At 60.9% G+C, this 23,178-nt stretch carries 19 protein-coding genes and 1 pseudogene; 15 read left to right on the top strand and 5 right to left on the bottom strand.

Annotation, left to right across the window (positions count from 1 at the left end; all coding sequences use genetic code 11):
• Positions 1-3,684, bottom strand: coding sequence for a DUF5801 repeats-in-toxin domain-containing protein (locus IB265_RS29355; RefSeq protein WP_192495564.1), 3,684 nt, complete (start codon positions 3,682-3,684; stop codon positions 1-3).
• Between the two features lie 1,786 nt (positions 3,685-5,470).
• Here IB265_RS29355 and IB265_RS29350 point away from each other — a divergent pair.
• The gene (locus IB265_RS29350) at positions 5,471-5,902 is read left to right on the top strand and encodes a hypothetical protein (RefSeq protein WP_192495563.1); all 432 of its coding nucleotides are present in this window, start codon (positions 5,471-5,473) and stop codon (positions 5,900-5,902) included.
• Positions 5,903-5,951: 49 nt separating this feature from the next.
• On the opposite strand, the gene IB265_RS29345 is transcribed toward IB265_RS29350, so the two are convergent.
• Together IB265_RS29345 and IB265_RS29340 are read right to left on the bottom strand one after the other, a co-directional pair.
• Entirely contained in the window at positions 5,952-6,593 is a 642-nt protein-coding gene (locus tag IB265_RS29345) for a response regulator transcription factor (RefSeq protein ID WP_057248800.1), read from the bottom strand.
• Positions 6,594-6,598: 5 nt separating this feature from the next.
• The gene (locus IB265_RS29340; RefSeq protein ID WP_309140512.1) at positions 6,599-7,984 is read right to left on the bottom strand and encodes a sensor histidine kinase; all 1,386 of its coding nucleotides are present in this window, start codon (positions 7,982-7,984) and stop codon (positions 6,599-6,601) included.
• Between the two features lie 280 nt (positions 7,985-8,264).
• On the opposite strand from IB265_RS29340, the gene IB265_RS29335 reads away from it, so the two are divergent.
• From IB265_RS29335 to IB265_RS29305, 7 genes and pseudogenes are all read left to right on the top strand, one after another.
• On the top strand, positions 8,265-8,999 hold the full coding sequence (locus tag IB265_RS29335; protein WP_057248691.1) for a hypothetical protein: 735 nt from the start codon (positions 8,265-8,267) through the stop codon (positions 8,997-8,999).
• Positions 9,000-9,065: 66 nt separating this feature from the next.
• Positions 9,066-9,833 (top strand): EAL domain-containing protein, encoded by a 768-nt coding sequence (locus tag IB265_RS29330; RefSeq protein ID WP_192495562.1) that lies wholly within the window; start codon positions 9,066-9,068, stop codon positions 9,831-9,833.
• A gap of 217 nt (positions 9,834-10,050) precedes the next feature.
• Positions 10,051-11,286, top strand: coding sequence for an HlyD family efflux transporter periplasmic adaptor subunit (locus IB265_RS29325; protein ID WP_192495561.1), 1,236 nt, complete (start codon positions 10,051-10,053; stop codon positions 11,284-11,286).
• Positions 11,268-13,268 (top strand): glycosyltransferase, encoded by a 2,001-nt coding sequence (locus IB265_RS29320; protein WP_192495560.1) that lies wholly within the window; start codon positions 11,268-11,270, stop codon positions 13,266-13,268. Before IB265_RS29325 ends, IB265_RS29320 begins: the two co-directional genes overlap by 19 nt.
• A 15-nt stretch (positions 13,269-13,283) precedes the next feature.
• Positions 13,284-13,601: pseudogene (locus IB265_RS37845) on the top strand (SDR family NAD(P)-dependent oxidoreductase); the annotation flags it as partial.
• Positions 13,493-13,891 (top strand): hypothetical protein, encoded by a 399-nt coding sequence (locus IB265_RS29310; protein WP_192495623.1) that lies wholly within the window; start codon positions 13,493-13,495, stop codon positions 13,889-13,891. The pseudogene IB265_RS37845 and the gene IB265_RS29310, both read left to right, overlap by 109 nt.
• Before the next feature lie 15 nt (positions 13,892-13,906).
• On the top strand, positions 13,907-14,176 hold the full coding sequence (locus tag IB265_RS29305; RefSeq protein WP_112994708.1) for a hypothetical protein: 270 nt from the start codon (positions 13,907-13,909) through the stop codon (positions 14,174-14,176).
• Positions 14,177-14,219: 43 nt separating this feature from the next.
• Here the strand turns inward: IB265_RS29305 and IB265_RS29300 are convergent, their stop codons facing one another.
• A complete protein-coding gene (locus tag IB265_RS29300) occupies positions 14,220-15,152 on the bottom strand; it encodes a LysR family transcriptional regulator (RefSeq protein ID WP_112994709.1) in 933 nt (310 codons plus the stop codon).
• A 90-nt stretch (positions 15,153-15,242) separates the two neighbouring features.
• Between IB265_RS29300 and speB the strand changes: the two genes are divergently transcribed.
• From speB to IB265_RS29265, 7 genes are all read left to right on the top strand, one after another.
• The gene (gene speB, locus IB265_RS29295) at positions 15,243-16,220 is read left to right on the top strand and encodes an agmatinase (RefSeq protein ID WP_192495558.1); all 978 of its coding nucleotides are present in this window, start codon (positions 15,243-15,245) and stop codon (positions 16,218-16,220) included.
• A 55-nt stretch (positions 16,221-16,275) separates the two neighbouring features.
• Positions 16,276-17,784 carry an aldehyde dehydrogenase gene (locus IB265_RS29290; protein ID WP_112994711.1) on the top strand — a complete coding sequence of 503 codons (1,509 nt, stop codon included), beginning with the start codon at positions 16,276-16,278 and terminating at the stop codon, positions 17,782-17,784.
• A 109-nt stretch (positions 17,785-17,893) separates the two neighbouring features.
• On the top strand, positions 17,894-18,061 hold the full coding sequence (locus IB265_RS29285; RefSeq protein WP_110881590.1) for a hypothetical protein: 168 nt from the start codon (positions 17,894-17,896) through the stop codon (positions 18,059-18,061).
• A 1-nt stretch (position 18,062) separates the two neighbouring features.
• Positions 18,063-19,526: a cytosine permease gene (locus tag IB265_RS29280; protein ID WP_192495557.1), complete on the top strand. Its 1,464-nt coding sequence runs from the start codon at positions 18,063-18,065 to the stop codon at positions 19,524-19,526.
• A 16-nt stretch (positions 19,527-19,542) separates the two neighbouring features.
• Positions 19,543-21,228 (top strand): choline dehydrogenase, encoded by a 1,686-nt coding sequence (gene betA / locus IB265_RS29275; RefSeq protein WP_192495556.1) that lies wholly within the window; start codon positions 19,543-19,545, stop codon positions 21,226-21,228.
• A gap of 406 nt (positions 21,229-21,634) precedes the next feature.
• Positions 21,635-21,868, top strand: coding sequence for a type II toxin-antitoxin system ParD family antitoxin (locus IB265_RS29270; RefSeq protein ID WP_057248799.1), 234 nt, complete (start codon positions 21,635-21,637; stop codon positions 21,866-21,868).
• Positions 21,865-22,194 (top strand): type II toxin-antitoxin system RelE/ParE family toxin, encoded by a 330-nt coding sequence (locus IB265_RS29265; RefSeq protein WP_057248680.1) that lies wholly within the window; start codon positions 21,865-21,867, stop codon positions 22,192-22,194. The genes IB265_RS29270 and IB265_RS29265 overlap by 4 nt, the downstream gene beginning before the upstream one ends.
• A gap of 118 nt (positions 22,195-22,312) precedes the next feature.
• Here IB265_RS29265 and IB265_RS29260 read toward each other — a convergent pair whose 3' ends face one another.
• On the bottom strand, positions 22,313-23,170 hold the full coding sequence (locus IB265_RS29260) for a LysR family transcriptional regulator (protein WP_057248679.1): 858 nt from the start codon (positions 23,168-23,170) through the stop codon (positions 22,313-22,315).
• Positions 23,171-23,178: the final 8 nt, after the last annotated feature.

The following is a 23,178-nucleotide window of genomic DNA, read 5'->3' as shown; positions in this document are numbered from 1 at the left end:
TCAGCTGACGTCAACAAGTATGTGCTGCGTCGCTGTCTGGTCGGCGTCCGCGTCCGCGACCTGGAAGGCGAAGTCGAGGTCGGCCGGGATCGTCCCCGACGTGTTTTGGACAAACCCGATGTCCACGATCTTCAGCACATCGTTATCGGTCGGGTCGAAAGCCGTCAGGCTGCTAGTGGCATTGCTGCCGCCATTGGCCCCGGTCGCCCCGTTCAGGTTGATGGCGTTGCCCGTCAACCCATTGGCGCTCTGCATGATCTGGACGCCCTGTATCTGGTAGGTCTCGCCAGCGACCGTGTAGTCGTTCTGTTCGATGATGAGCAGGGCATCGTTGTTATCGAGCGTGAACTCGGTGTTGTACGGGGCTGGGACATTTGCGTTCCCTTTGATCAGGTCCGCGTTCTGCACGTTGACCGCCCTCGTCACCTCGTTCCCGTTGGCATCCTTCAGGTCGAGGATCACGATCAGGTCTTCACTGTTGCCGATGCCATCGAACTTGATGACAATGCCGCCAGCTTTCGTGGTTGGATCCAGCCGCTCAGTGCCACCATCGGGGGCGCCCGGGTTTACATCCCCCAGAATGTTCTCTTGGAAGAACCGCAAGGTCAGAAGTTCACCCTTCTGGATCGTGTCGCCGGCGACCCCGTTTGTCGCTTGGGTTGCACTAACCCAGTCTTCGTTGACGTTGGTGACCATGTCATGGGCACCCTGCGTGAATGCGACATCGGTCGGCGGCCCAGTCGGCGCTCCATCGCCGGTTGAGTTGAACCCGAACCCGATCTTCTGGGTGATCGTGTTCGCGGTGAACTGTACAAAGAACGGATCCGGATCGCCGTTGGGCGTGAGCTGCTCCGCCACGATCAGCGGATGGCCGGTGTTGCCGGTGGGGGCCTTGGCCACCAACTCACTGGTGTGCAGCACGTCGAAGCTGAACCCGTCGATCACGTCCGCCAAGGTGAAGGTGTAGGTGTCGGCCACCTTGTCGAAGACAAGAGTGCCGCCCGCCGTTGCGTCCTGCACGCCAGCGGTGATCGGATCCTTGTCGTAGTGGAACGAGAAGTTGAACGTGGCAGATGTTTCGGTCTCAGCCGTGAGGGTTGCGACCGCTTGGGTGATGTTCGGGTTCTGCACGTTCTCGACCGTACCGGTGAGCCCGATCTGGGTGCCTGCCAAAGCACCGTTGGCATCGACAAAGTCACTGATACCCGCCACATACTCCGCGGCCGTGTGCCTGTCGGTCATGTCGTAGCCAAAGGTTCCGCTGGCCGTTGCTGCCGCGGTGTTGGCAAGGTGCTCCGGGGTTTGGATGCCAGGAGTGCCGGGATCAGCGTCGAACGCTGCCGTGATCGTCGGATCGGTGTCGTTGAAGGTCAGCGACAGCCCGGCAATCGTGCTTTGCTGCGACACGACGTCTTCGTCGCCGTCCGTCACCGTCACCGTCGCAACGACGTTGATCAGGCCGTTGAGATCGAGGGTGTTGTCCTCGCCAGCACCTTGCGGCGCGTTCGAGTGCTCAAGGGCAACCAACGAGGTCAGCGTCACCGTCGTGCCAGACAGCGTCACCGTGAACGCCGTCGCATCGAGCGAGGCGTTACCGTCGCTGTCGTATTTGCCCGAGATCTGGCTGGCCGAGTCGGCCACCAGCGTGATCGCATGGTTGCCGTCCGTCGTCGTGAGCCCGGTCGCCGCTCCGCCCGCCAGGGCGAGTGCGTAGCTCACATTCGTCGTCTTGCCGTCAACCGCGCTGGAATCGAAGGTCGGGGGCGTGATCGTTACCTGATTCTGCCCGCTAGCCCCGCTCGCCTCACCCACCACGGCGGCGCCAACCACCGGTGCGGCCGTGATCAACAGCGTCGGATCGGTGTCGTTGAAGGTCAGCGACAGCCCGGCACTCGTGCTTTGCTGCGACACGACGTCTTCGTCGCCGTCCGTCACCGTCACCGTCGCAACGACGTTGATCAGGCCGTTGAGATCGAGGGTGTTGTCCTCGCCAGCACCTTGCGGCGCGTTCGAGTGCTCAAGGGCAACCAACGAGGTCAGCGTCACCGTCGTGCCAGACAGCGTCACCGTGAACGCCGTCGCATCGAGCGAGGCGTTACCGTCGCTGTCGTATTTGCCCGAGATCTGGCTGGCCGAGTCGGCCACCAGCGTGATCGCATGGTTGCCGTCCGTCGTCGTGAGCCCGGTCGCGGCTCCGCCCGCCAGGGCGAGTGCGTAGCTCACATTGGTCGTCTTGCCGTCAACCGCGCTGGAATCAAAGGTCGGGGGCGTGATCGTTACCTGATTCTGCCCGGCAACTCCGCTTGCCTCGACAACCTCGGCGGCGCCAACCACCGGTGCGGCCGTGATCAACAGCGTCGGTCCAGAGTCATCAAAGTTGATGAACGAGCCGACCTCTTCGGTGTGGGCGTTGGTGTTCGTCGCTGAGAAATGGACCTCGGTGATGTCGATCCCTTCATTCGAATCGACCGACTCGACATGCAGTCGATCCATAAAGCCGCTGGTAGTGATATCGACGGTTGTGGTGTTATCCAGCCCGGTGATGGTGACAGCATTCCCGGTCCCGCTGAGCCCGGTGATGGTGACGTTGCCGCTCGCGGTGGCATAGGTTCCGTCCGCGGTGATGGTGGAAGCAAACCCCGATGCACCGGTCAGCTTGATGCTGGTGATGTCCACGGCGGTGGTCGGGCTGCCGTTGAAGAAGTCCGAGCCTTGCTCGTTGCCCTGAACGTTGAAGGCGCGGATCGCGATGTCCGCCCGCCCAGCCGATTGAGACGGCGTGAGCTGGTTGATTATGAAGCCAGCCTGCGTGATGTTTTCGAGATGGCTGCCGTACGCGATGTCCGCGCCATCACCTGCATCGGGGGTGCCGCCGGTCACAAAATCAATCTGCAGCACTTCGCGTCCGAGTGGTTGATTTTGCCCGTCCGTGTCCGGTTGGATGCTCTGGTTATCGACGCCAAAACCCTGCTGACTCACGTTGCACTCGCTGTTGACCAGCGCGCTGTTCGGGTCGGCCTGGGAGGACCGCACGAGCCCCGTCACCAGCAACTGCTTGGATGCGTCACTGGGTGAACTGAGCAGGTTGAATTCATTGCTGCCGGGATGGGCATTCTCACCGGTAAAACTGACCACCGAGGTCCCCGCGACCGAGGCGAACACGTGATCAGTCAGATCGATCCGGTCGTCCGGGTCGGTCTCATCCGGATGGAGCAGCGGCACGTACTGAACCAGGTAAAGGTCCGCTTTAGTGGCGCTTGTGGGGTCCAGCCCAAACGCAAAGGCGAGCGACCCGTCAGCAGCGGGCGGGACGTCCGGGTCGGAGGTTCCGATGACGCCGATCACGACGTTGGGATTCGTTGGGTCCTGGAACAGCCAGACATAGTTGCCATCGACCGTTTGGATGCCGCTGTTCACGCCGACGGTTTTGGAAAAGGGTGTGCCGGAGGCATCCTGCGCAAGAACGATCCCGGAGATGGTTTCCCCTGCGCTCGCCGAGGCCTGCACGAAATTGGCTTGGTAAGCGACCTCTGGTGAGGTCAGCCCGCCCGTATCGTCGAGAGTTAGGAGATACAACAGGGTGGGGTTGGTATCGTGAGGCGGATCCGACGGGTTAATATCGTCGTCCTGAAGTAGAGTACTCTCGTCGATGATGATGTCTTGAGTCTGGATGTCCAGCGCCATCGAGGTTATCCTCCACGAAAATGAATTGGCCAAAGAAAAGGGATAGGGGCCCTCGAGCGTTATGGCCTCTATCCACTTAGGAAAAGCAGATTTGTTCTGGGAAATCCCCCCCTATGCGTGTTCTCATCACGCCTTGTCAGGTGCTCTACGTTGAGGCACCTGGTTTAGACTGGGACGCTACGCCTCTCGTATGGGCCCTTCAAGTCATCCTTAAGGACTATCTAATATATCGGAAGTTGTGCCGCTTCGCGAAGCCGGATCAGCGTAAGGGCATCGATAGCGTTGCGGCTGAACGGCCGAGCCGTCTGGCATAAATGTCCCAGAGAAAAGCAGAGATGAGATGCGGCAGGTTCGGATTCTTAATTATTATTAATGAACCTGCGAGCAAGTTGGCGCTGTGATCCAGAGTCGCCCGGAAAGGCGTCACAAGCGACTCTGGAACCACTTTTGCGGCCGTGGCGGTGGATGACGCCATGGTTGTAGTTAGGATATTCTGGGATTGAATTGCGTCACAAGCAGAGTAGGACCTTTGCCGGCGCAAATAGGACTTAGGTCTTATGTGGGACAGGACCCCAGCAGCGAGGCCGACAAGCAATCTAATCCTCAACCGGGCGTCCGCCCGTCTTGGTATACGACGACAGGCCTTTTGGTCGACTGTTGCAACGCCACTGTTCCGATTGAGACGTTGGTTCTTGCGCAGGACGCTGCCTTTGAAATCGCTCATGAGGAATAGATTGTAAGGTGTGCGGCTGCCACGCTCTTAAACCGCTGCCCGACATTTTGTTGTGCAGGCCCCCGGTTATATCTTCGGCTAATCAGGGCTAGTCCCTTTAGGGAAGTTGTCTTTGGGCGGGGCCTCAGTCACCCTTTTCTCATTGCGATTGCCACCCTCGATGCAGTCCCCGCTGCAGAGGCCAATCGCAAGCACCGACTGAGCCTCTTCCTTAGCGGGTAGAGGCTCTTTTTTTCGCGATGACCGCCTGAGCCTCAACGGAAGGGGAGCTGCCCGATAGGCTTTTGTCCTCTGGGATTCCTACCAGGCGAGAGTTTTGCCGTTTCAGAACGAGAATTCCCGGACACCTATCTCACGCCGCGATGAGAGGTTTCGAAAGTACTTCTGACGACCCTCCGGAAGGATCGGGCAGCGGCACCAGAGCCGTCGGGCGGGGACGATAGGACCGCTCCGAAGCCGCTACCCTCCCATGGCGGTACGGGCCGAAGTGCCATGGGCTGAACAGGAAGACTAGGGTGAACGGAACGCGCGACAACGGAACTAAGACCTTTGCCGCGAGGAGTGAGACTGAAGTCCCATGGCGGAACCTTTGGCACCACTCTACCTTTTGGAGAAGTACCATACGCCGGCGCGGCAATCGACGAATATCTAGCCCCGCCCGAACAGCATGCCCTTCAAATGGGGTCAACCAGGAGCCTTCATAGATCGGTGATCCTGACATTTGGCCCCTTCGCTTACCTCATCGGCTCCTCCGGGAGCCGTCTTTTTAACCAGACGGCGGCATCAGGCTAAACCCGGCAACCCTCCAGTCAGAGACCGGCTCAAGCGCGTTTGCCTGGCTGATCCGCCGGATCGCACCAGCGGACCCCCGCCCGGTCTTCCGACCATAGTCTGGCTTGGATGGGACGAAGGTCCAGCCGGGGTAAGGGAAAGGTCCTGTGCAGCCAGGATCTTTGCTGGAGCGAGTTGACTGTGCGTCTCGGTCAAGGGCAAAGTCGGTTGGTTACCCGCCGCGCTGAGTGCGCTTGCGCACGAAATGACCTTGGAGACATTATGATCACGCGTCGGATGATCCTGACAGCATTCTTGCCGGCAGTCTGCACCCTCGCCATCTCCTTACCCTACAGCCTCGAAACGTCGAGCGCTGGGCTTACGATCGTCAAGACGGTCGCCTTCGCCAACAGTGGCAATGGTAATGGAGGCGGGGGCGGAAATGGCGGGAACGGTGGCGGCAACGGCGGCGGGAATGGTGGTGGGAGTTCAAATGGCAGTGACCGCTCCAATTCCAACAGCGAGCGTTCCAAGAACTCCAATCGTGGGAACGCAAAGGCCAATGGACAGGATGTCGGCGTTCGCCACGAAGGCGGCATTACCGAAGAGATCGCGAATGGCCGCTACATCATGAAGGATGCCCGCGGACGCACCATCATCAACCGCCGCGCGACGGCAAACGACAGAAAACGGATAGATTCATTCTTGCATTAGGTGAGGGTAGGCGCACGAAGCCGGTTGCGCCATCCTTGTTCGACGTGGATCAGACTTCGCGCGCGTCGCGTAGTACCATGGCCGCTTCAGTGCGGTTGCCGACACCCAGCTTTGTCATGATCTGCGTCATATGATGCTTTACGGTCTTTTCCTGCAGGTCCAGTTGGATTGCGACATGCTTGTTGCTCATACCTGCTGCCACCAATTCCAGAACTTCCCTTTCACGAGGCGTTAGACCGGCGATCAGGCCGGACTTGCCGCCTGCCGCTGGTGTCCGGCTGGACAGAAGCTTGGCAGACAAGGTCGGCGCCACATAGCGCTCTCCCGAAGCCACGGTGCGAATGACCTCGGCAAGCGCTCTTGCACCGACGCCCTTCAGCACATAGCCGGTGGCACCTCGATCCAGCGCAGTTGTCACGTCGTCGCCGTCTTCGGAAACGGTGAGCATGATAATCTTCTGTGATGGGGCGATTTTCAGGATCGCCGGTATGGCCTCCAAACCACCACCGGGCATGGAGATATCCATGAGCATGATATCCGGTCCAAGGCGCTCCGCGATCTGGGTGGCATCGTCCTTCGAGCTGCCCTCGGCGACAATTTCAAAGCCCTCGATCTCCGACAGGCTCCGCGTCACACCTTCCCGAAATAAGGGGTGATCGTCCACGATAGCAACGCGAATGGGAAACACCATGATTGTCATATCTCCTTGACGCTGGTCGTCATGCGAACGGTTGTACCGGTCGCTGCCACAACGAGCTCGAACGTTCCTCCGAGACTTTCGATCCGTTCTCGCAAGCCGGCAAGACCAAGACTTGTGGGCAGAACTGTGTCCGGGTCAAAACCGGGTCCACTATCGGTAACCTCGATCGTGACACGGTCGCCATCCGTCCGCTGCGTAACCCGCTGTCCGACACCGCCGGCGTGGTGAAAGCCGTTGTTGAGGGTCTCTTGCACGAACCGGTAGATGCATATTTTCGCCGCCTGCGAGAGGCGTTCGGGAGGCTTCGTCAAGTGCAGCTCGACGGGTGAACCAGTCCGCTGCTGATGCGCCTTTACGCACCGCTGCAGGATTTCGGTCAGACCCGCCGTTTCTATCTGCGGAAGGACCAGGCCGCCGCAGATCGTGCGAATCTCCTGCATCGCTTCGTCCAAGCTCGCCTTTATCGCACCAATTTCGCGGTCGCGCGTGCCGGCCGGCGTTTTGCTGCGCTTCAAGGCTTCACTATCCAACCTGAGCGAGGCGTAGGCGACGAGTTGGGCCGGGCCATCATGCAGGTCCGCTCCGATACGTCTCAGATAACTTTCGTTCAACGCGGTGGCGCGCTGCGAAGCGCGTTGGAGGCGACCCCGCAACTTTTCGTTCTGCGCGAGCGATTCCGAGAGTTCCTCGACCCGTTGCTTGAGGGCATGGCGCTGGCTCTCGATCGTCTTGCTACCGCGAAGCACGATTGCCGACAGCACGACAAAGAAGGCAAGTGTGAAGGCCGCGACCGCCAACCAAGTATGCATGCGCGCCTCATTGAGACTTTGCTGAAACTCATTGGCGACCTCGTGGAATTCCGACACGGCAACCACCTGCCCGGACCAGGGCTGCAGTACGGGATTGTAGATCACAAGCGCCGGTACCCTTGAACCTTTATCAGTCGCTATGTTCCTTTCCCGATCGAAGCGCGCGGCCATCTTGCCGGAAAATGCGGTTTGCAATTCACCGCTGAGCTCAACCTTCGTGCCGACAGCGGCCCGATCACTCGAATAGAGGAGCGTGCCGTCCGCGCGCCAAAGGCGGAAAGAGAGAAGCCGGTCACCCAGTGCGCCTTGGCCGAGGGTCTCATCCAGCGCGCGTGCCACGGTCCCGTCTAGGACTTCGTTCCTCTGCATGTCGGGCAGCAGCGGCGCAATCACACTATCGACATAGAGTGCAGTCGTCGCGGCCGAGTTCCGGGTGACCGCATCTTCGATCCGGTTCGAAACAAAGGCTCCGATCAACACCATGGCGCATGCGGAGACTGCTCCCCCAATCAGCAGAAACTGCCTGGCGAGCGATTGAGAATTCCAGCGGGTGATAAGTTGATTGAAGCGCACCAGGTCTCTCGGATCGGGCCGCCGGCTCGTGCGGCGCGACGATTGTAGCAAGCCCAGCTCAACCTAACCACTCTCGAAACGCGGTCAATGGCAGGACGATCGACGCGAGCTTGATCGGACCTTTGATGCTTTGGGCCCGGACCTAAGTCCCAAGCGCGAAGGCAATGGTCTGGGGTCAATGGCGCCGTGTCCGGGGCGCAGATATCGTCCGTGCATCAATGATCGTTCGCCTGAGTCCGCGAAAGGACAGTGAACAGCAAGTTGGAATAAGGAGATTATCATGGCCATGACGAGACTGATCGCGCGAAGCATCATGACACTGACACTGGCAATCGCGCCGGTGGCTGGCGGCAATTTGGGGCTGAACGGTTTCGCCTATGCCAAGGGCGGCAACGGCGGCGACCATGGTGGCGGAAACGGTGGTGACCATGGTGGCGGCCACGGCAGTGATCGTGGTGGCAGTTCCGGCCACGGCAAGTCCGATAATGCGCGCGGAAGCAAGGAGACGAAGGGAAACAAGTCCGGCGAGAAATCGCATAAGAAGACCCACACATCAAGCGGCAAGGAAAAAGCGTCCAAGCCGGCGAAGGCCGAGAAGGTCGTCAAATCGGCGCCGGTGGAGTTGGATCCGGTTGTTGAACCGGTAACGCCGGGGAACGCGCCGGGCTTTGGTTCGCTCAACCGGAATTACCACGCTTACCTCAATTCGAACGATCCCAAGATGGCCGGGGTTCGGGCCTATGCGATCGCCTATGCCGAGTTTGAGGCTGAAAACGGTGAGGATGCCATCCCCACGGACCCGGCGCTGAGTGACGAAGCGCTGCGTGATGCGCTTGCCAGCTTCACCAAGGACGGTGTGGTGACTGACGACATGGTCGATGAAGCCAAGGAGATACTCGGCGTTGGCCCTGCGGTCGGCAAGATCGACGAAATCCGCGAGACGCTGCCGCCATCGACGGTGGATGAGACGGATCCGGAAGTAGAAACGGATCCGGAAGTAGAAAGCGTCCAGTAAAACAAAGACAGGCAGCCGGCTCCGGTGATTGTTGTCGGGCCGGTTGCCAAACAAGGCGGAATTCGAATGTTTGATCGTGTTGCGGAAGCCTTCGACCACGCAATGAAACAGGGACGTGTCGGCTTTTCTCTTCAACACATCAACTCAGTCGCCGACGTCGGCCGCGTCCTTTACTCGGAATGCCTGGGAAGGCTCGTCAAACCCGATGGCGAGATCATGGCAGCCAGCGAGTTCATAGGCTATCTGGAGGCGGCAGGTCGTGTTGCCGCGCTTGACAGGCATATGCTCGCCCTCGCTTTTGACTGGCTCGCGTGCCAGCCATCCGGTGTCCTCGGGTGCAACATTTCAGTCGAAAGTATTTCCGACGAACGCAACAGAGCGCTTCTCTTCGACCTGCTGTCTGCAAATGCGAGATTTGCATCGCGGCTTGTGCTCGAGTTGACGGAAAGTCTGCCCGTATCGGGACTTCCGATAGCCGGCCGGTTTCTGCAAAGTGTGCAGGCGCTTGGTTACAGGATTGCCGTCGACGACTTTGGCACTGGGTTCTCGACACCTGAGGCGCTTTTGTCGCTGCCCGTCGACATCGTGAAGATCGACGGATTCTTCTTGCGCCTGGGTCGTGACGACGCGGAGCGCTTTCTCTCGCACATGGTCGGTCTCGCATCCTGCGTCGCCCCGGTCGTGGTCATTGAAGGCGTCGAAACCTATGCGCAGTTTGAAGCCGCGCAGGCCGCGGGAGCAACACATGTTCAAGGGTTTCTGCTCTCCGAACCTACTCTCGCTCCGCTATTTGGCGGAGAAGTGCACGATCACTCAAGTGCGATGGTTTGCTGAGAGAAGAGGAGGCCTGCGGACGCCCGCCTCTGTCTGAAAATCGACCGCACACACGGCGTTAGTCCGTCCGAATCTTCCGAAAATGAGACAATCTTCAGCTGCAAAACATACAATTTTGAGGGTTGTTCATCTCGTCATCTCACCGGAAGTTAACCCGGCGGTGGGAGCATGTCGCTAGCCCCGTCGTCGTTGTCAACGGTAGTGAGTGGGATTGCGCATGCAGCTCCTGAACCATCGCGTCACACGCATTGTCGTTGGGATCCTGCTTCTGGCACTTGCCATTGTCGTGCTCTTGCCGGGGCTCACGGGCTTTACCAGCCTTGATGGCACGGTCAACGCTCGCTTTGCAGTGATCAACGCGCCGATCGATGGCGAGATTGAGCAGGCACCACCCCGGATCGGCACCCCGGTAGCCGCCAGCGAGACGCTTCTGACGATCCGCAATGATCGGGTCAATCGGGCGATCCTTGCTTCGCTTCAGGCGGAAGGAAAGACCGCGGTAGATCGCGTTGCCGCGCTCGAGCGGGAACGGGACGAACTTGTCGCGTTGCGCACCCAACTCGCCGATCGGCTCGAGAATTTCAAGAACGCCACCATTGCAAGTCTGGAACGCGAGCTTCGCATCCTGCAGAAGCGGGTCGAGGTATCGCGCGCCCAGGACTTCGTCGCCAAGGTAGACCTCGACCGACGGCAGGAGTTGGAGTCGAAAGGGATTTTTACGCGCAAAATGGTGGAGTCGGCCGCTGCCGCGGGCGCCGCCACGGGCGGTGAGGTCGAGATCAGCAATCTGTCGCTCGAGCTGCTCGAACAACGACTGACGGCGCTTCGTCAGGGGATATTCATAGTGGGCGATGGTCAAAACGATGTACCCTATTCCCGCCAGCGCCAGGACGAGGTGATCGTTCGCATAAACGATATCAACACCCGCATAGTCGAAAACAGCACGCGCGCCGACCAGATAGACCATCAATTGGTCGAGGAGGAGAAGCGCGTTCGCAGTCTCGAATTGGCGGCGGTCTCTTCGCCATTCAGCGGCGTGGTGTGGACCCGGAACGTCGTCAACGGTTCCAATGTCATCTTGAACAACGAGCTGCTGCGTATCCTCGATTGCCGCGAGCTTTTCGTCGATATCCTCGTTCCCGAAGTCGATTACGACGAGATCTATCCGGGTCGCGAAGCGGAGGTTCGGCTCCTCGGTCGGAGCGAAGTCTTCAAGGCGAAAGTGCAGGCAGTCAAAGGCTCTTCTGCCGTTGTCGAGAAGGACAATCTAGCTGCCAAGGAGCCGGAGGCCGAGGAGCGCGATGCCAGGATCCGCGTTCAACTCATACCCTCAGCGCTCAACACCGATTTCGGCAATTTTTGCCAGGTGGGGCGGACCGCCCAGGTACGCATCTCCAGGCACAATCTGCAACTGACGCAGTGGATCAAAGGCTTGTGGTTCAACCTCTTTTAGCGCTCGCGCCCACATTGCTGGTTATCGCCTTCTTCCTGCTTGGGCCATCCAACTGGTCACGGCATCAAAGCTGGGCGCGCACGATCACCTGCGCCGTCGTTGGCGCTGTCGCACTGCGCTATATGGTCTGGCGTCTTTTCGAGACCGTTCTTCCCTATCCAGCCGATGGCGCGAACGCATGGTGGGTTTGGGTTGTTTTCATCATCGAGCTCCTTGCCTTCACCGAGGTTGTCCTTTTCCTCATTTTGATGAGCCGATACGTTGACCGGAGTTCCGAAGCGGACCGCTTGGGAAAGACGTTCTTCGCTCGCGAACAACAGGATCTGCCTACAGTCGACGTTTTTATTCCGACCTACAATGAACCGCTCGATGTCTTGGAGCGGACGATCGTCGGGGCGTTGGCACTCGACTATCCGAAAGACAAGTTCAAGGTCTATGTCCTCGATGACGGCAGGCGTGATTGGCTGAAGAGCTTCTGCGCAGAGCGAGGCGCGGTCCACTTGACGCGAACGGACAATGCGCACGCGAAAGCCGGAAACATGAACAACGGGCTCCGCGCGAGTTCGGGCGACTTCATTGCCATTTTCGATGCCGACTTTGTTCCTTATCGCCATTTTCTCAAGCGTACTTTGCCGTTCTTCTCGGACGAGGAGATCGGCATCGTCCAGACGCCGCAGCATTTCTTCAATGTCGATCCGGTCCAGTCAAACCTGGGTCTGGAGAACATCTGGCCGGACGAACAGCGCCTCTTTTTCGACGAGATCGCTCCGAGCCGCGACGTCTGGGACGTCAGCTTCTGCTGTGGGTCGTGCTCGATCGCCCGCCGCAAGGCAGTCGACGCGATTGGCGGCTTCCCGACGGAGTCGATCACCGAAGATTTGTTGACGACACTGTCGATGCTGAACAAAGGCTACAAGACCCGTTACTTGAACGAGCGCCTGTCGATGGGGTTGGCAGCCGAGAACCTGACGGGCTATTTCGTCCAGCGAGAGCGCTGGTGCCAGGGCGGCATCCAGACGCTCTATCTCCACAACGGCCCCTTGCGCGGACCGGGCTTGTCGTTGTTCCAGCGGATCATGTTTCTTCCCATGTCCTGGCTCGTGCAGTACGTCGTGCGCCTGATCGTCCTGATGGTGCCAATCGCCTATCTCTGGTTCGGCGCCTTGCCGCTGCACTTCACCGGCGTTGCCGACTATGTCTCTAACCAGCTTCCCGTTCTGGCGGCCTATTTCCTGTTGATGCTGTGGATCACCCCGACGCGCTACCTCCCTGTAGTTTCCAGCGCCGTCGGGACGTTCGCAACCTTTCGCATGCTGCCGACGGTCGTTTCCAGCCTCGTACGGCCCTTCGGCAAGCCGTTCAAGGTGACCCCGAAAGGCACCGGTAACGAGGCCAACGCCTTCGATGCCTACACGTTCTCTTGGATCGCGGGCTTCATCACTGCCACAGCACTGGGGCTCCTGATCAACATCGTTCCGGAAACGGCGCGGATACACGGCTCGTTTTCGGCGATTGGGGCCGTATGGTCGGGGATCAACATCGTCGTCCTTGTCATCGCTTCTCTCATCTGCTTTGAGAAACCGTGTCGCCTTTTCCAGGCTTTTAGGCTCGATGAGCCCGCCAATGTCGACGGCACGCCGGGGCGCGTGGTCAGCCTCTCACTCGACAAGGCGGTGGTCGCCGTTCCGACTGAAGTGCGTTTCCAGTCCACACAGGTGACGCTCAGACTTGATGGCTTCGAGCCGCTACATGCAGATCTCAGGCAAGTGACGCAGCGGCGCGGCGACATCTCGCGCGCCGGAGACAAGAGGCGCTTCTACCTTCACCTTCACTACGAACTCAGCGGCAAAGAGCGCGACCAGATGATCGTCAAGCTCTATACCGGGCGCTACTCCCGAGACGTCCCCGACATCGACAAGATCGCTGTTTCGGTGAACCTGCTACTGCGCGCCTTCGGACGCACGCGCACCGTCTCCCAATAGCAAACTCCAGCCGCCGATTTCGACCGAGTGATCTCCATTAACCTGCGCGGCAGCTTCTTCGTTGGAAGAATGGCGATTGGGCTGATGGAGGGGACAGTGGAGGTGCCGGCCCGTCTGATCATGACCGCGTCCGACATGGCCTATTACCGCCGCGAGACCTTCTCGCCCTATGTCGCCTCCAAGCATGGGGTGCTCGGGCTGGTGCGGCTCCTGGGCGAAGGAATTTGCACCGCGGGTTGGAATGCGATGCCGGCCGCCTGGTGGAGCTGCCCTCGCATTGGGGTCTCGACGACTGGGCGCAATATGTCCAGTCTATGGATCTCCACTACATGATGCCGATCCGCGCGCCGGAGCAGGGCTTTGCCGCCTTCGCGCAGGAGTTCGAGGCCGCCTACCGGCACGGCGCGCTCTGGGTGCCGGTCGTGCATCCATTCGCCACCGGACGCCTTGCGCGCTGGGAAGTAGTGCACCGCTTCCTTGAGCAGGTTCTTCAGCGCGGGGACGTCTGGTTCGCGCCGATGGAGGAGATCGCGGCGCATGTGCGCACGGTCGTCGACAAGGGACTGTGGTCGCCGCGGATCGACCGGCTGCCCTACTACGCCGAGCCCGTTCGGGTTCGGTAGGGCAGGGAGCGGAAAATGCTGCGCGGCATCGGCTACGTGGTTGCAGAGCGGGGCGGTGAGGACGTGAGCAGTGAAACTGCGGTCTGCCTTGCGTTTTCCGGCTGGGCAGGGCGCATGCTGCGCCGCTTTGCACCATGTCTGCCCTCAGCGATGCGGCGGTTGCTACACCTGGACCGGCCCCAGATCATTTCATCGTTTCATCGAAACAGTGAAATGATCCAACTCGTCGAAGCAACGCAATTCCGGGCGGAAAACCGTTTCACACATTTCCTGGAATTGTCCTAGGACTGAGCCGTCTGGCCCTGGTTTCCGGGGCCAGCGGAAAACATCAGTGCGGCTTTCGCACGCTCTCGGTAATCGCCTCTGCCAGGGTTTCGGCCGCGCGTGACGGCTTGTTGCGGGGATAGGCGATGTGGAACATATCCTCGAAGGTCATGCGCTCGGGGGCAAGGACCCTGAGGCGGCCGGTGCGCACCCATTCCTCTGCATAGTGATCGGGCAAGAAGCCGATGTAAGCACCGGAAAGCAGAAGCAGCAGTGTGCCCTCCATATGCGGCGTTGCGGCGGCCCAGGTGAAGTTCACGCCGCAGATCGTCTCGTTGAGCATATAGGTGCGGCCGGCAAAGGACTGGGATGCCAGCACCGCGTCGGTGAGCTCTTCGTCGGGGTGGGCAAAGAGCTGGTGGCGCTCGGCGCAGTAGAGTTTCTGGACTTCGGAAAACACCGGCTGGCTACGGACATGCGGCGTGACGCTGCCGACCGATGGCATGAGCACGACCTGGTAGGAGCCGTTCAGTAGCCCCTGGTGCAGCACCTGCGGTGCTGCGACATCAATTTCCAGATGCACGCGCGGCGCTTTCGCATGGAAGCTGGCGAGCGCGCCCTGAAGGTCGAGTTCGCGATTGGTGATCATCGCATCGACGGTGCCGAAGCTGAGATTGCCGGAAAGCTCACCCTGCGCCTCGCCGATGCGGCTCTGGAATTTCTCCAGCGAGCCGAAGAGTTCGAGCGCCGCGTCATAGACGAGCCGCCCTTCCTCCGTTAGCTGGAAGCCGCTGCGGCCGCGGGTGCACAGGCGCAAGGCCAGCCGCTGTTCCAGATTGCGCATATGGGTGGAGATTGTCGCCTGCGTCATGCCGAGCGCTGACTGCGCGGCGGAAAAGCCGCCGTGCTGCACGACTGAAGCAAAGACGCGCAGCAGCCGGAGTTCAGCATCGCCCAGCGATAGGTTGAGAACGCGGTGGCGAACCTTGTTGATCATGCATTGATTAAGTCACAACTAAACATCCAATCATAGATATTTTTAAGTGTATCGGCCTTCCGCACACTCCTTCATCTGTGGAGGAGACACATGACCAGCAATTCCTATGAAACCGGGCGTCTGAACTTGCCGTTCGTCGGCATCTGCACCTTCGGCAAATATCCCTACCAGCCGGACTGGGACGCGATCGACGCCGACGTGGCGATCCTCGGCGCTCCGTTCGACTGCGGCACCCAGTGGCGTGCCGGCACCCGCTTCGGACCGCGCTCGATCCGCGAGGCCTCGACCCTCTTTTCCTTCGGCCACGGCGGCGCCTACGATCACGAGGACGACGTCACCTATCTGCCGAGCGGCGCGGTCTCGATCGTCGATATCGGCGATGCCGACATCGTCCACACCGACACGATGAAGAGCCACGCGAACATCGAGTTCGGCGTCCGCAAGATTTTGGCCGCCGGCGCACTGCCGGTGGTGCTCGGCGGTGACCATTCCATCAACATCCCGTGCGTCAATGCCTTTGCCGAGGATTGCGAGAAGAACGGTCCGATCCACATCGTGCAGATCGACGCCCATCTCGATTTCGTCGACGAGCGCCATGGTGTGCGCTACGGCCACGGCAACCCGATGCGGCGTGCGGCGGAAAAGCCCTATGTCAGCGGCCTGTCGCAGCTCGGCATCCGCAACGTCTCCTCCACCGCCAAGGAAGGTTATGAGGATGCCCGCAAGATGGGCTCCGATATTCTCTCCGTTCGCCAGATCCGGGCGCTGGGCACGGATGCGGTGGTCGAGCGCGTGCCGGCCGGCGCACGCTACTATGTCACCATCGACATCGACGGCTTCGACCCGTCGATCGCGCCGGGAACGGGAACCCCGTCGCATGGCGGCTTCATCTATTACGAGGTGCTGGAGATCCTGGCGGCGCTCGCCAAGCGCGGGAACATCGTCGGCATCGATCTGGTCGAGGTCGCCCCCGACTACGACCACACCGGAGGCACCTCCATTCTGGCCGCGCAGGTTCTTATGAACCTCATCGGCCGCGTCATGCATGCAAGAGCCGAAAAACGCTGAGCGAAGACCCGGGAAGGGCCGGCACGCCTGCGGCGGCCGACGAGGAGGAAGAGACATGGACGAAAGCGTCCGCAATTATCTCGATCAATACGGCGTCAGCGATGCGACGCGGCGGTTTCTGGCCAAGCCCCAGAAGATGTTCATCGGCGGCGCCTGGGTCGACAGCGGCAATGGCGCGACCTTCGATATTTTTGAGCCCTCCACCGACGGCCTGATCACCCGCGCGCCCTCGGGCACTACGGACGATCTCGACCGGGCCGTCCGCGCTGCCCGCACCCAGTTCGATGGCGGCGCCTGGCGTCTCCTCAAGCCGCTCGAGCGCGAACGGCTGCTGCATCGCCTTGCCGACCTCATCGAGACCCATGCCGACGAGCTGGCGGAAATCGAAGCCATCGACATGGGCAAGTCGGTGACCTTCGCCCGCGAGATCGACATCCAGGGCACGGTCGATACGTTCCGCTATTTCGCCGGCTGGCCGACAAAGCTGCACGGCCGCACCGTCGAACCTTCCATTCCCGGAAATTATCTCGCCTATACCCGCAAGGAACCGCTCGGCGTCGTCGCCGCCATCGTGCCGTGGAACTTTCCGCTGCAGACCATGGCGTGGAAGCTCGCAGCTGCCCTTGCTGTCGGCTGCACCGTCATCGTCAAGCCGGCGGAACTCACCTCGCTATCCACCCTGCGCTTTGCCGAACTGGTGCAGGAGGCCGGCATTCCCGATGGCGTGGTCAATATCGTCACGGGCAAGGGCAGCGTCATCGGCGCGGCCATGTCGACCCATCCGGGCATCGACAAGGTGACCTTCACCGGATCGACGCCCGTTGGGCAGGAGGTCGGCCGCACGGCGGTCGGCAATCTGAAGCACGTCACGCTGGAACTCGGCGGCAAATCACCGGTGCTGGTGCTCGACGATGCCGATCTGGCAAGTGCTGCCCGGGCGGTGGCAAACGGCGTGTTCTTCAATTCCGGCCAGGTCTGCGATGCCGGCACCCGCGTCTATGTCCAGCGGTCGGTCCATGACGCCTTCCTCGAAGAACTGGTCGCTGTCACCCGCACGCTGAAGCTCGCGCCAGGCCTCGACCGTGATTGCTACATCGGCCCCATGGTCTCGGCGCAGCAGAAGAAGGTGGTTTCCAGCTATATCGAGGCCGGCTGCCGCGAAGGCGCGGAGCTGATCCATGGCGGCGGCAGCGCCGACCGACCGGGCCATTTCATCGAACCCGCCATCTTTGCCTATTGCAAGCCGGAGATGAGCATCGTGCGCGAGGAGATTTTTGGGCCTGTGCTGGTCACCAGCCCTTTCGACACGCTGGAGGACGCAGTTTCGCTGGCGAACGACACGCCGTTCGGCCTCGCCGCCGCGATCTACTCGAACGATCTCGCGCGCGTGCACACGCTCATCCCGCGCCTGCATGCGGGCTCTGTCTACGTCAATGCCCACAGCACCATCGATCCTTCCATGCCCTTCGGCGGCTTCAAAGCCTCGGGCTTCGGCAAGGACCTGGGGCCGGAGCAACTCGACTACCTTATGGAGACCAAGGCGGTGTGGATCACGTTGCCGTAAACCTTGCGGCCGCCGCCCATGGGCGGCCGCTTCGCACCACCGGCGGCTGATGGAGCCGCCTTTCATCGCAGAAAGACGCCGAAGGCGCGACGCGATAGGGGAACCAAAAATGGAAAACGATATCGCCTGGCAGAACGAACTGGGACGCCGCGCCCGCATCTATGAAGACATCGAGGCGGGTCACCGCTTCGAAGGCACGATGACCGCCCTCGATTATGCCGGCATGACCGTACTGACGCTCGTGCTGGTCCTCGGCTCCTGGTTCTGGGGGGCATGAGATGACCGAACACGTCGCCAATGGCGGGCTTGCCGCCGCTGAAATCCAACGGGAGGAAGCCTCCGCCAACCGAGCCGCGGCCGAACGCGGCGATGCACCGCTCCTGCCCGCTGAACGGCTCTGGGGTTTCTGGGAATTCACCTACGCCAATTCGGCGCTCGCCATCGCCACCTGGGCCTTCCTGATCGGCGGCTCCGTAGGCCTCTTCGTCGGACCGAAGGAGGGCATCGCCGCCATCATCATCGGCAACATCGTCGGTGTCATGTTGACGGCACTTGCCACCACGCCGCTTTCCGGCCGCTACGGCATCGAGCAGTTCGTCGCGCTGCGCAGCCAGTTCGGTTATAACGGCAGCCGCGTCGTCTATGTGCTGGCCGTCGTGGTGCTCACGATGGGCTGGCTTGCGGTGCTGGCCATGATGTTCGGCCGCTCGATCGACGGGTTGACAGCGCTGAGCTCCGGCGAGGCCACCAACCCGACCGGCATCAAGATGATCGTCGCCGCCGTCGGCGCCATCCTCGTTACCTGGTTCATCGTCGCCAAAGGGCCGACCTCGATCAAGTTCTTCAACATGGTCGTCTCGCCCGCGCTGGTGATCCTGATGATCGTGATGCTCTACCTCATTCTCCAGCACCGCTCCTTCTCCGAGCTGCTGGCGATGCCGGCGCTTTCCCCGCCGTTTGAGGATAATACGCTCAACTTCATTATCGCTATCGAAGTGAACCTTGCCGCCGGCTTCTCCTGGTGGCCCTATATCGGCAATCTCGCCCGCCTCACCCAGAACGAACGCACCGCCTTCTGGCCGAACATCCTCGGCATTTTCGGTGCCGCCGCACTCGGCGAAATTGTCGGCCTGCTCGCCGCCGTCGCACTCGGCGACAGCGACCCGACGATCTGGATGACCAAGATCGCCGGCCCCGTCATCGGCATCATCGCGCTGCTCTTCGTCGCCTTCGCCAACATGACCTCGATGGCCAACATCCTTTACACCTCCATCGTCGGTCTGCGGCAGGTGGGCACGGCCTCGGTGCGGGCCATCTCCTGGGGGGCGATCCTCTTCCTGTTCTGCGTCATCCCGCTCGGCCTCGTGGTCTTCTATCCGCAGATGTATGACGGCTTCTTCATCTTCCTCGTCTGGACCTCGGCGCTCAATTCCGCGCTCGCCGGCATCGGCATTGCCGATTACTTCTTCCTGCGCGGGCAGAAGCTCGACATGCGCAGCCTGCACGGTCCGCAGGAAAACGGTCCCTACCGTTTCTGGGGTGGCTTCAATCCCATCGGCCTCTTTGCGCTTGCCGTCGGTTTCGCGGTCTACGTGCTCGTCTTCAATCCGCAGACACTCGCGAGCCTGCCGGCGTTCAAGTACCTCACCGCCTCCGTGCCTTCCTGCCTTGCAGCCGGCGCGGTCCACTATGTCCTGACCCGACTTTTCGCCCGCGGGCGTGGCTGGGGCCTCTATCCGTAAGATCGGGATGACCGCCATGAGCGATACCTACGACTACATCATCATCGGTGCCGGATCGGCCGGCTGCGTGCTCGCCAACCGCCTTTCGGAAGACCCGGCCGTAAAAGTCCTGGTCCTCGAATACGGCGGCAGCGACAAGTCGATCTTCATTCAGATGCCGACGGCGCTGTCCATCCCGATGAACGGCACGAAATACAACTGGAAATACATGACCCTGCCGGAGCCCGGCCTCGACGGCCGCCGGGTCCACTGCCCGCGTGGAAAGGTCATCGGCGGTTCCTCCTCGATCAACGGGCTTGTCTACATGCGCGGCCATGCCCGCGACTTCGACGAGTGGGAGGAGCTTGGGGCGCGCGGCTGGCGCTATGCCAATTGCCTGCCCTATTTCCAGCGCGCCGAAAGCTGGCAGGACGGGGGCGACGCCTATCGCGGCGCCGCCGGCCCGCTCGCCACCAATGCCGGCAACAGGATGCGGAACCCGCTCTACCGGGCCTTCGTCGATGCTGGCCGCGAGGCGGGCTATATCACGACGAAAGACCCGAACGGCCATATGCAGGAGGGCTTCGGGCCGATGCACATGACCGTCAAGGACGGCGTGCGCTGGTCGACGGCCAATGCCTATCTCAAGCCGGCGATGAGCCGGCCGAACCTCACGGTCGTCACCCATGCCATGACGCGGCGTGTACTGCTCGAGGGAAAACGTGCCGTCGGCGTTGAATACGAGCTGGGTGGGGAGCGCGTCGTGGCGAAGGCAAGCCGCGAAGTGCTGATTTCCTCCGGCCCGATCGGCTCGCCGCACCTCCTGCAACGCTCCGGCATCGGCCCGGCTGCCGTGCTGCAAAAGGCGGGCGTCGAGGTGCTGCACGATCTGCCGGGCGTCGGCGAGAATCTGCAGGACCACTCCGAGGTCTACATCCAGTATGCCTGCAAGGAGCCGATCACGCTCAACGGCAAGATGGGGCTTTTGAGCAAAGCCCTGATCGGTGCGGAGTGGCTGCTCTTCAAGAAGGGGCTTTCGGTCTCCAACCATTTCGAGAGCGGCGGCTTCATTCGTTCCGACGCCTCCCTCCAGTGGCCGGATATCCAGTTTCACTTCCTGCCCGCCGCCATGCGCTATGACGGCAAGAAGCCGCTCGACGGTCACGGTTTCATGGTGCTGACGGGGCCGAACAAGCCGAAGAGCCGCGGTTATGTGCGGCTGCGCTCGCCGGAGGCGCACGAGCAGCCGGATATCCTCTTCAACTATCTCGACCGCGAGGAGGACCGCGAAGGTTTTCGGCGCTGCCTGCGGCTCACCCGCGAAATCATCGCCCAACCCGCCTTCGACCGCTTCCGCGGCGAGGAGATCGCGCCCGGCAAGGATGTGCGCAGCAACGACGAGATCGACGCCTGGGTGCGTGAGACCATGGAAAGCACCTACCACCCCTGCGGCTCCTGCCGCATGGGCGAGGACGAGATGGCCGTCGTCGACAGCGAACTCCGGGCGCGCGGCATCGGCGGCCTCCGGGTCATCGACAGCTCCGTCTTCCCGGCAGAGCCGAACGCCAACCTCAACGCGCCGACGATCATGCTCGCCGAGCGTGGCTCAGACATGGTGCGCGGCAAGCCGCTGCTTGCTGCCTCCAATGCGGAGGTCGGCGCGGCTCCCGGCGTCGGCGTCACCCAGCGCAGCGGCAAACCGCTGCGTGCCTTTCGGCACTGAGGCGGCCGCGATGTTGCGGGGGATCGGCTATGTGGTTGCCCGGCGGGATCTGGACAATCCCGAGGAGCCGCGCGATTGGGCGCGCTTCATAGAGGCGCATTTTCGCGGGCTCCTGGTCCGCTTTGCCGGCTGGTCCCTTGGGGCTCGACGGCAGCAGCCTCAAGGCCAGGAAAGCGCCTCGGCGAAGCGGCCGAGATAGGACCGCATGCGCTCTGCGGGTACGCCGGCATAGCTCAGGCGGCCCCGGCGGTGCACCGCCATCCGCCCGTGCGAAACAAGGCCCGTGCCGGCCGAGTAGAATCCGCATCAGGTGAACGCCACCGCGTTAGGCATTATCGCGTCTCGTGAAAGTTGTTGGAATCAACCGTCCTTGCCATTTTTTGCCAAGGACGGTATTCTTTTTCACATGAGCACAATGAACATTTCTCTGCCGGACTATTTGAAGAGCTTCGTCGATGAGCAAGTCGCCGGGCGGGGCTATGGGACGAGCAGTGAGTATATCCGGGAGTTGATTCGTCGAGATCAGGACCGGCTCACATTGCGCAGGCTGTTGCTTGACGGTGCTTCCTCTGATCAGACTGAACCGGCCGACGCTGATTATTTCACCAGGTTGCGCGAACGAGTTCGGCAGGCCAAGTGAGTTACAAACGGATTATTCCACGTGAATTGGCTCGCAATGATGCCGAAGCGGCCGTCGACTATTACGCAAGCGAGGCGGGACCTGAAGTTGCCCACGGATTTATCGACGCTCTTCAAACGGCATACGATTTGATCGCGAACCATCCGGAATCTGGATCATTGAGATATTCGTACGAATTGGGATTACCTGATTTGCGGAACGTCTATTTGAAGAGATACCCATATCTCGTCTTCTATCGCGAGCAGGCTGATTATATCGACGTTTGGCGTGTGCTTCATGCCAAACGGGATATCCCGCAGTGGATGCAGGGCCCGGAAAGTCACTGATCTCTCGGAGATATCCACTGTTGGTCTACGAGCCCATCGTCGGGTCGGCTTCGAGCCATCGTGGTGCGCGTAAAGACCAGAACGAGGACGGCCCCTGCGGCCGGAAGTTCGGTCCGCTCTATAATCGAATGGCATCGAGAATGGCCTGTATCAGTCGGGCTGATGGCACGTTGCGAGGTCTGAGCAAGCCGATCTCGCGGCACGGTGCGTTGCGCAGCGGAAGCCGGGCAACGCGCAGGTTGTCGAAGAGGGACGAACGCCAGTCGGGCATGAGCGATACGCCTAGTCCAGCTTCAACCATGACCGATATGGCTTCGAGCGAGTCGAGTTCCAGCCACTCGCGAGGAAGAATCCGCTGGGATTGAAGATAGGCATCTGCCAAGCGGCCGCCCCAATTGCTTCTGTCGTATCGGATGAATGGTTGCTCGCGAAGCAAGCGGTCGGCGGTGAAGTTCGCGAGGTCGGGCGGCGCCAGAAGGACGAACGGCTCCGACCGGATCAGTTCCCAATGTAAGGTCTTGGGTATCGGGAAGGGCGGTTTGACGAGGATCGCCGCGTCGATCTTTTCCTCCAGCACGCTGTTATAGAGCTCTGCCGACGTTCCCGGCAGCAGGAAGATGTCGACGCCCGGCGTCGTGTCGAACACTTTTCGTAGCGCATTCGGAAGCAGGCCCGTCAGTGCCGTCGAGATGGCACCAAGCCGCAGTTCTCCGAATGCCTGGTCGTCGTGTGCCAGTCCTTTCAACTGTCTGACTTCCGATAGAACGCGTCGGCTCTTTTCAAGGATCGCGACGCCCGCTTCGGTTGGCTTCACCCGCCGGCCTGATCGCGCCAGAAGGGGCAGCCCGATCTCGTCTTCCAACGCCTGGATACGTTGCGCGACCGCGGCCGGCGTCACACCCAGGCGGCGCGACGCCTCAGCCAGAGAGCCGTGTTGAACGACGGCCAGGAAGGTTTCGAGAAAGCGGGTTTCCATCGATACTT

Origin of the sequence: Ensifer sp. ENS10, assembly GCF_014852025.1 — a bacterium.
GTDB lineage: Bacteria > Pseudomonadota > Alphaproteobacteria > Rhizobiales > Rhizobiaceae > Ensifer.
This window is presented reverse-complemented; position numbering and strand designations above follow the sequence as displayed.

Coding starts and splice junctions, on each gene's coding strand:
- IB265_RS29355 (WP_192495564.1), bottom strand. CDS start 3,684: ATGGCGCTGGACATCCAGACTCAAGACATCATCATCGACGAGAGTACT.
- speB (WP_192495558.1), top strand. CDS start 15,243: ATGACCAGCAATTCCTATGAAACCGGGCGTCTGAACTTGCCGTTCGTC.
- IB265_RS29345 (WP_057248800.1), bottom strand. CDS start 6,593: ATGGTGTTTCCCATTCGCGTTGCTATCGTGGACGATCACCCCTTATTT.
- IB265_RS29305 (WP_112994708.1), top strand. CDS start 13,907: ATGCTGCGCGGCATCGGCTACGTGGTTGCAGAGCGGGGCGGTGAGGAC.
- IB265_RS29270 (WP_057248799.1), top strand. CDS start 21,635: ATGAGCACAATGAACATTTCTCTGCCGGACTATTTGAAGAGCTTCGTC.
- IB265_RS29280 (WP_192495557.1), top strand. CDS start 18,063: ATGACCGAACACGTCGCCAATGGCGGGCTTGCCGCCGCTGAAATCCAA.
- betA (WP_192495556.1), top strand. CDS start 19,543: ATGAGCGATACCTACGACTACATCATCATCGGTGCCGGATCGGCCGGC.
- IB265_RS29325 (WP_192495561.1), top strand. CDS start 10,051: ATGCAGCTCCTGAACCATCGCGTCACACGCATTGTCGTTGGGATCCTG.
- IB265_RS29300 (WP_112994709.1), bottom strand. CDS start 15,152: ATGATCAACAAGGTTCGCCACCGCGTTCTCAACCTATCGCTGGGCGAT.
- IB265_RS29330 (WP_192495562.1), top strand. CDS start 9,066: ATGTTTGATCGTGTTGCGGAAGCCTTCGACCACGCAATGAAACAGGGA.
- IB265_RS29290 (WP_112994711.1), top strand. CDS start 16,276: ATGGACGAAAGCGTCCGCAATTATCTCGATCAATACGGCGTCAGCGAT.
- IB265_RS29285 (WP_110881590.1), top strand. CDS start 17,894: ATGGAAAACGATATCGCCTGGCAGAACGAACTGGGACGCCGCGCCCGC.
- IB265_RS29350 (WP_192495563.1), top strand. CDS start 5,471: ATGATCACGCGTCGGATGATCCTGACAGCATTCTTGCCGGCAGTCTGC.
- IB265_RS29260 (WP_057248679.1), bottom strand. CDS start 23,170: ATGGAAACCCGCTTTCTCGAAACCTTCCTGGCCGTCGTTCAACACGGC.
- IB265_RS29335 (WP_057248691.1), top strand. CDS start 8,265: ATGGCCATGACGAGACTGATCGCGCGAAGCATCATGACACTGACACTG.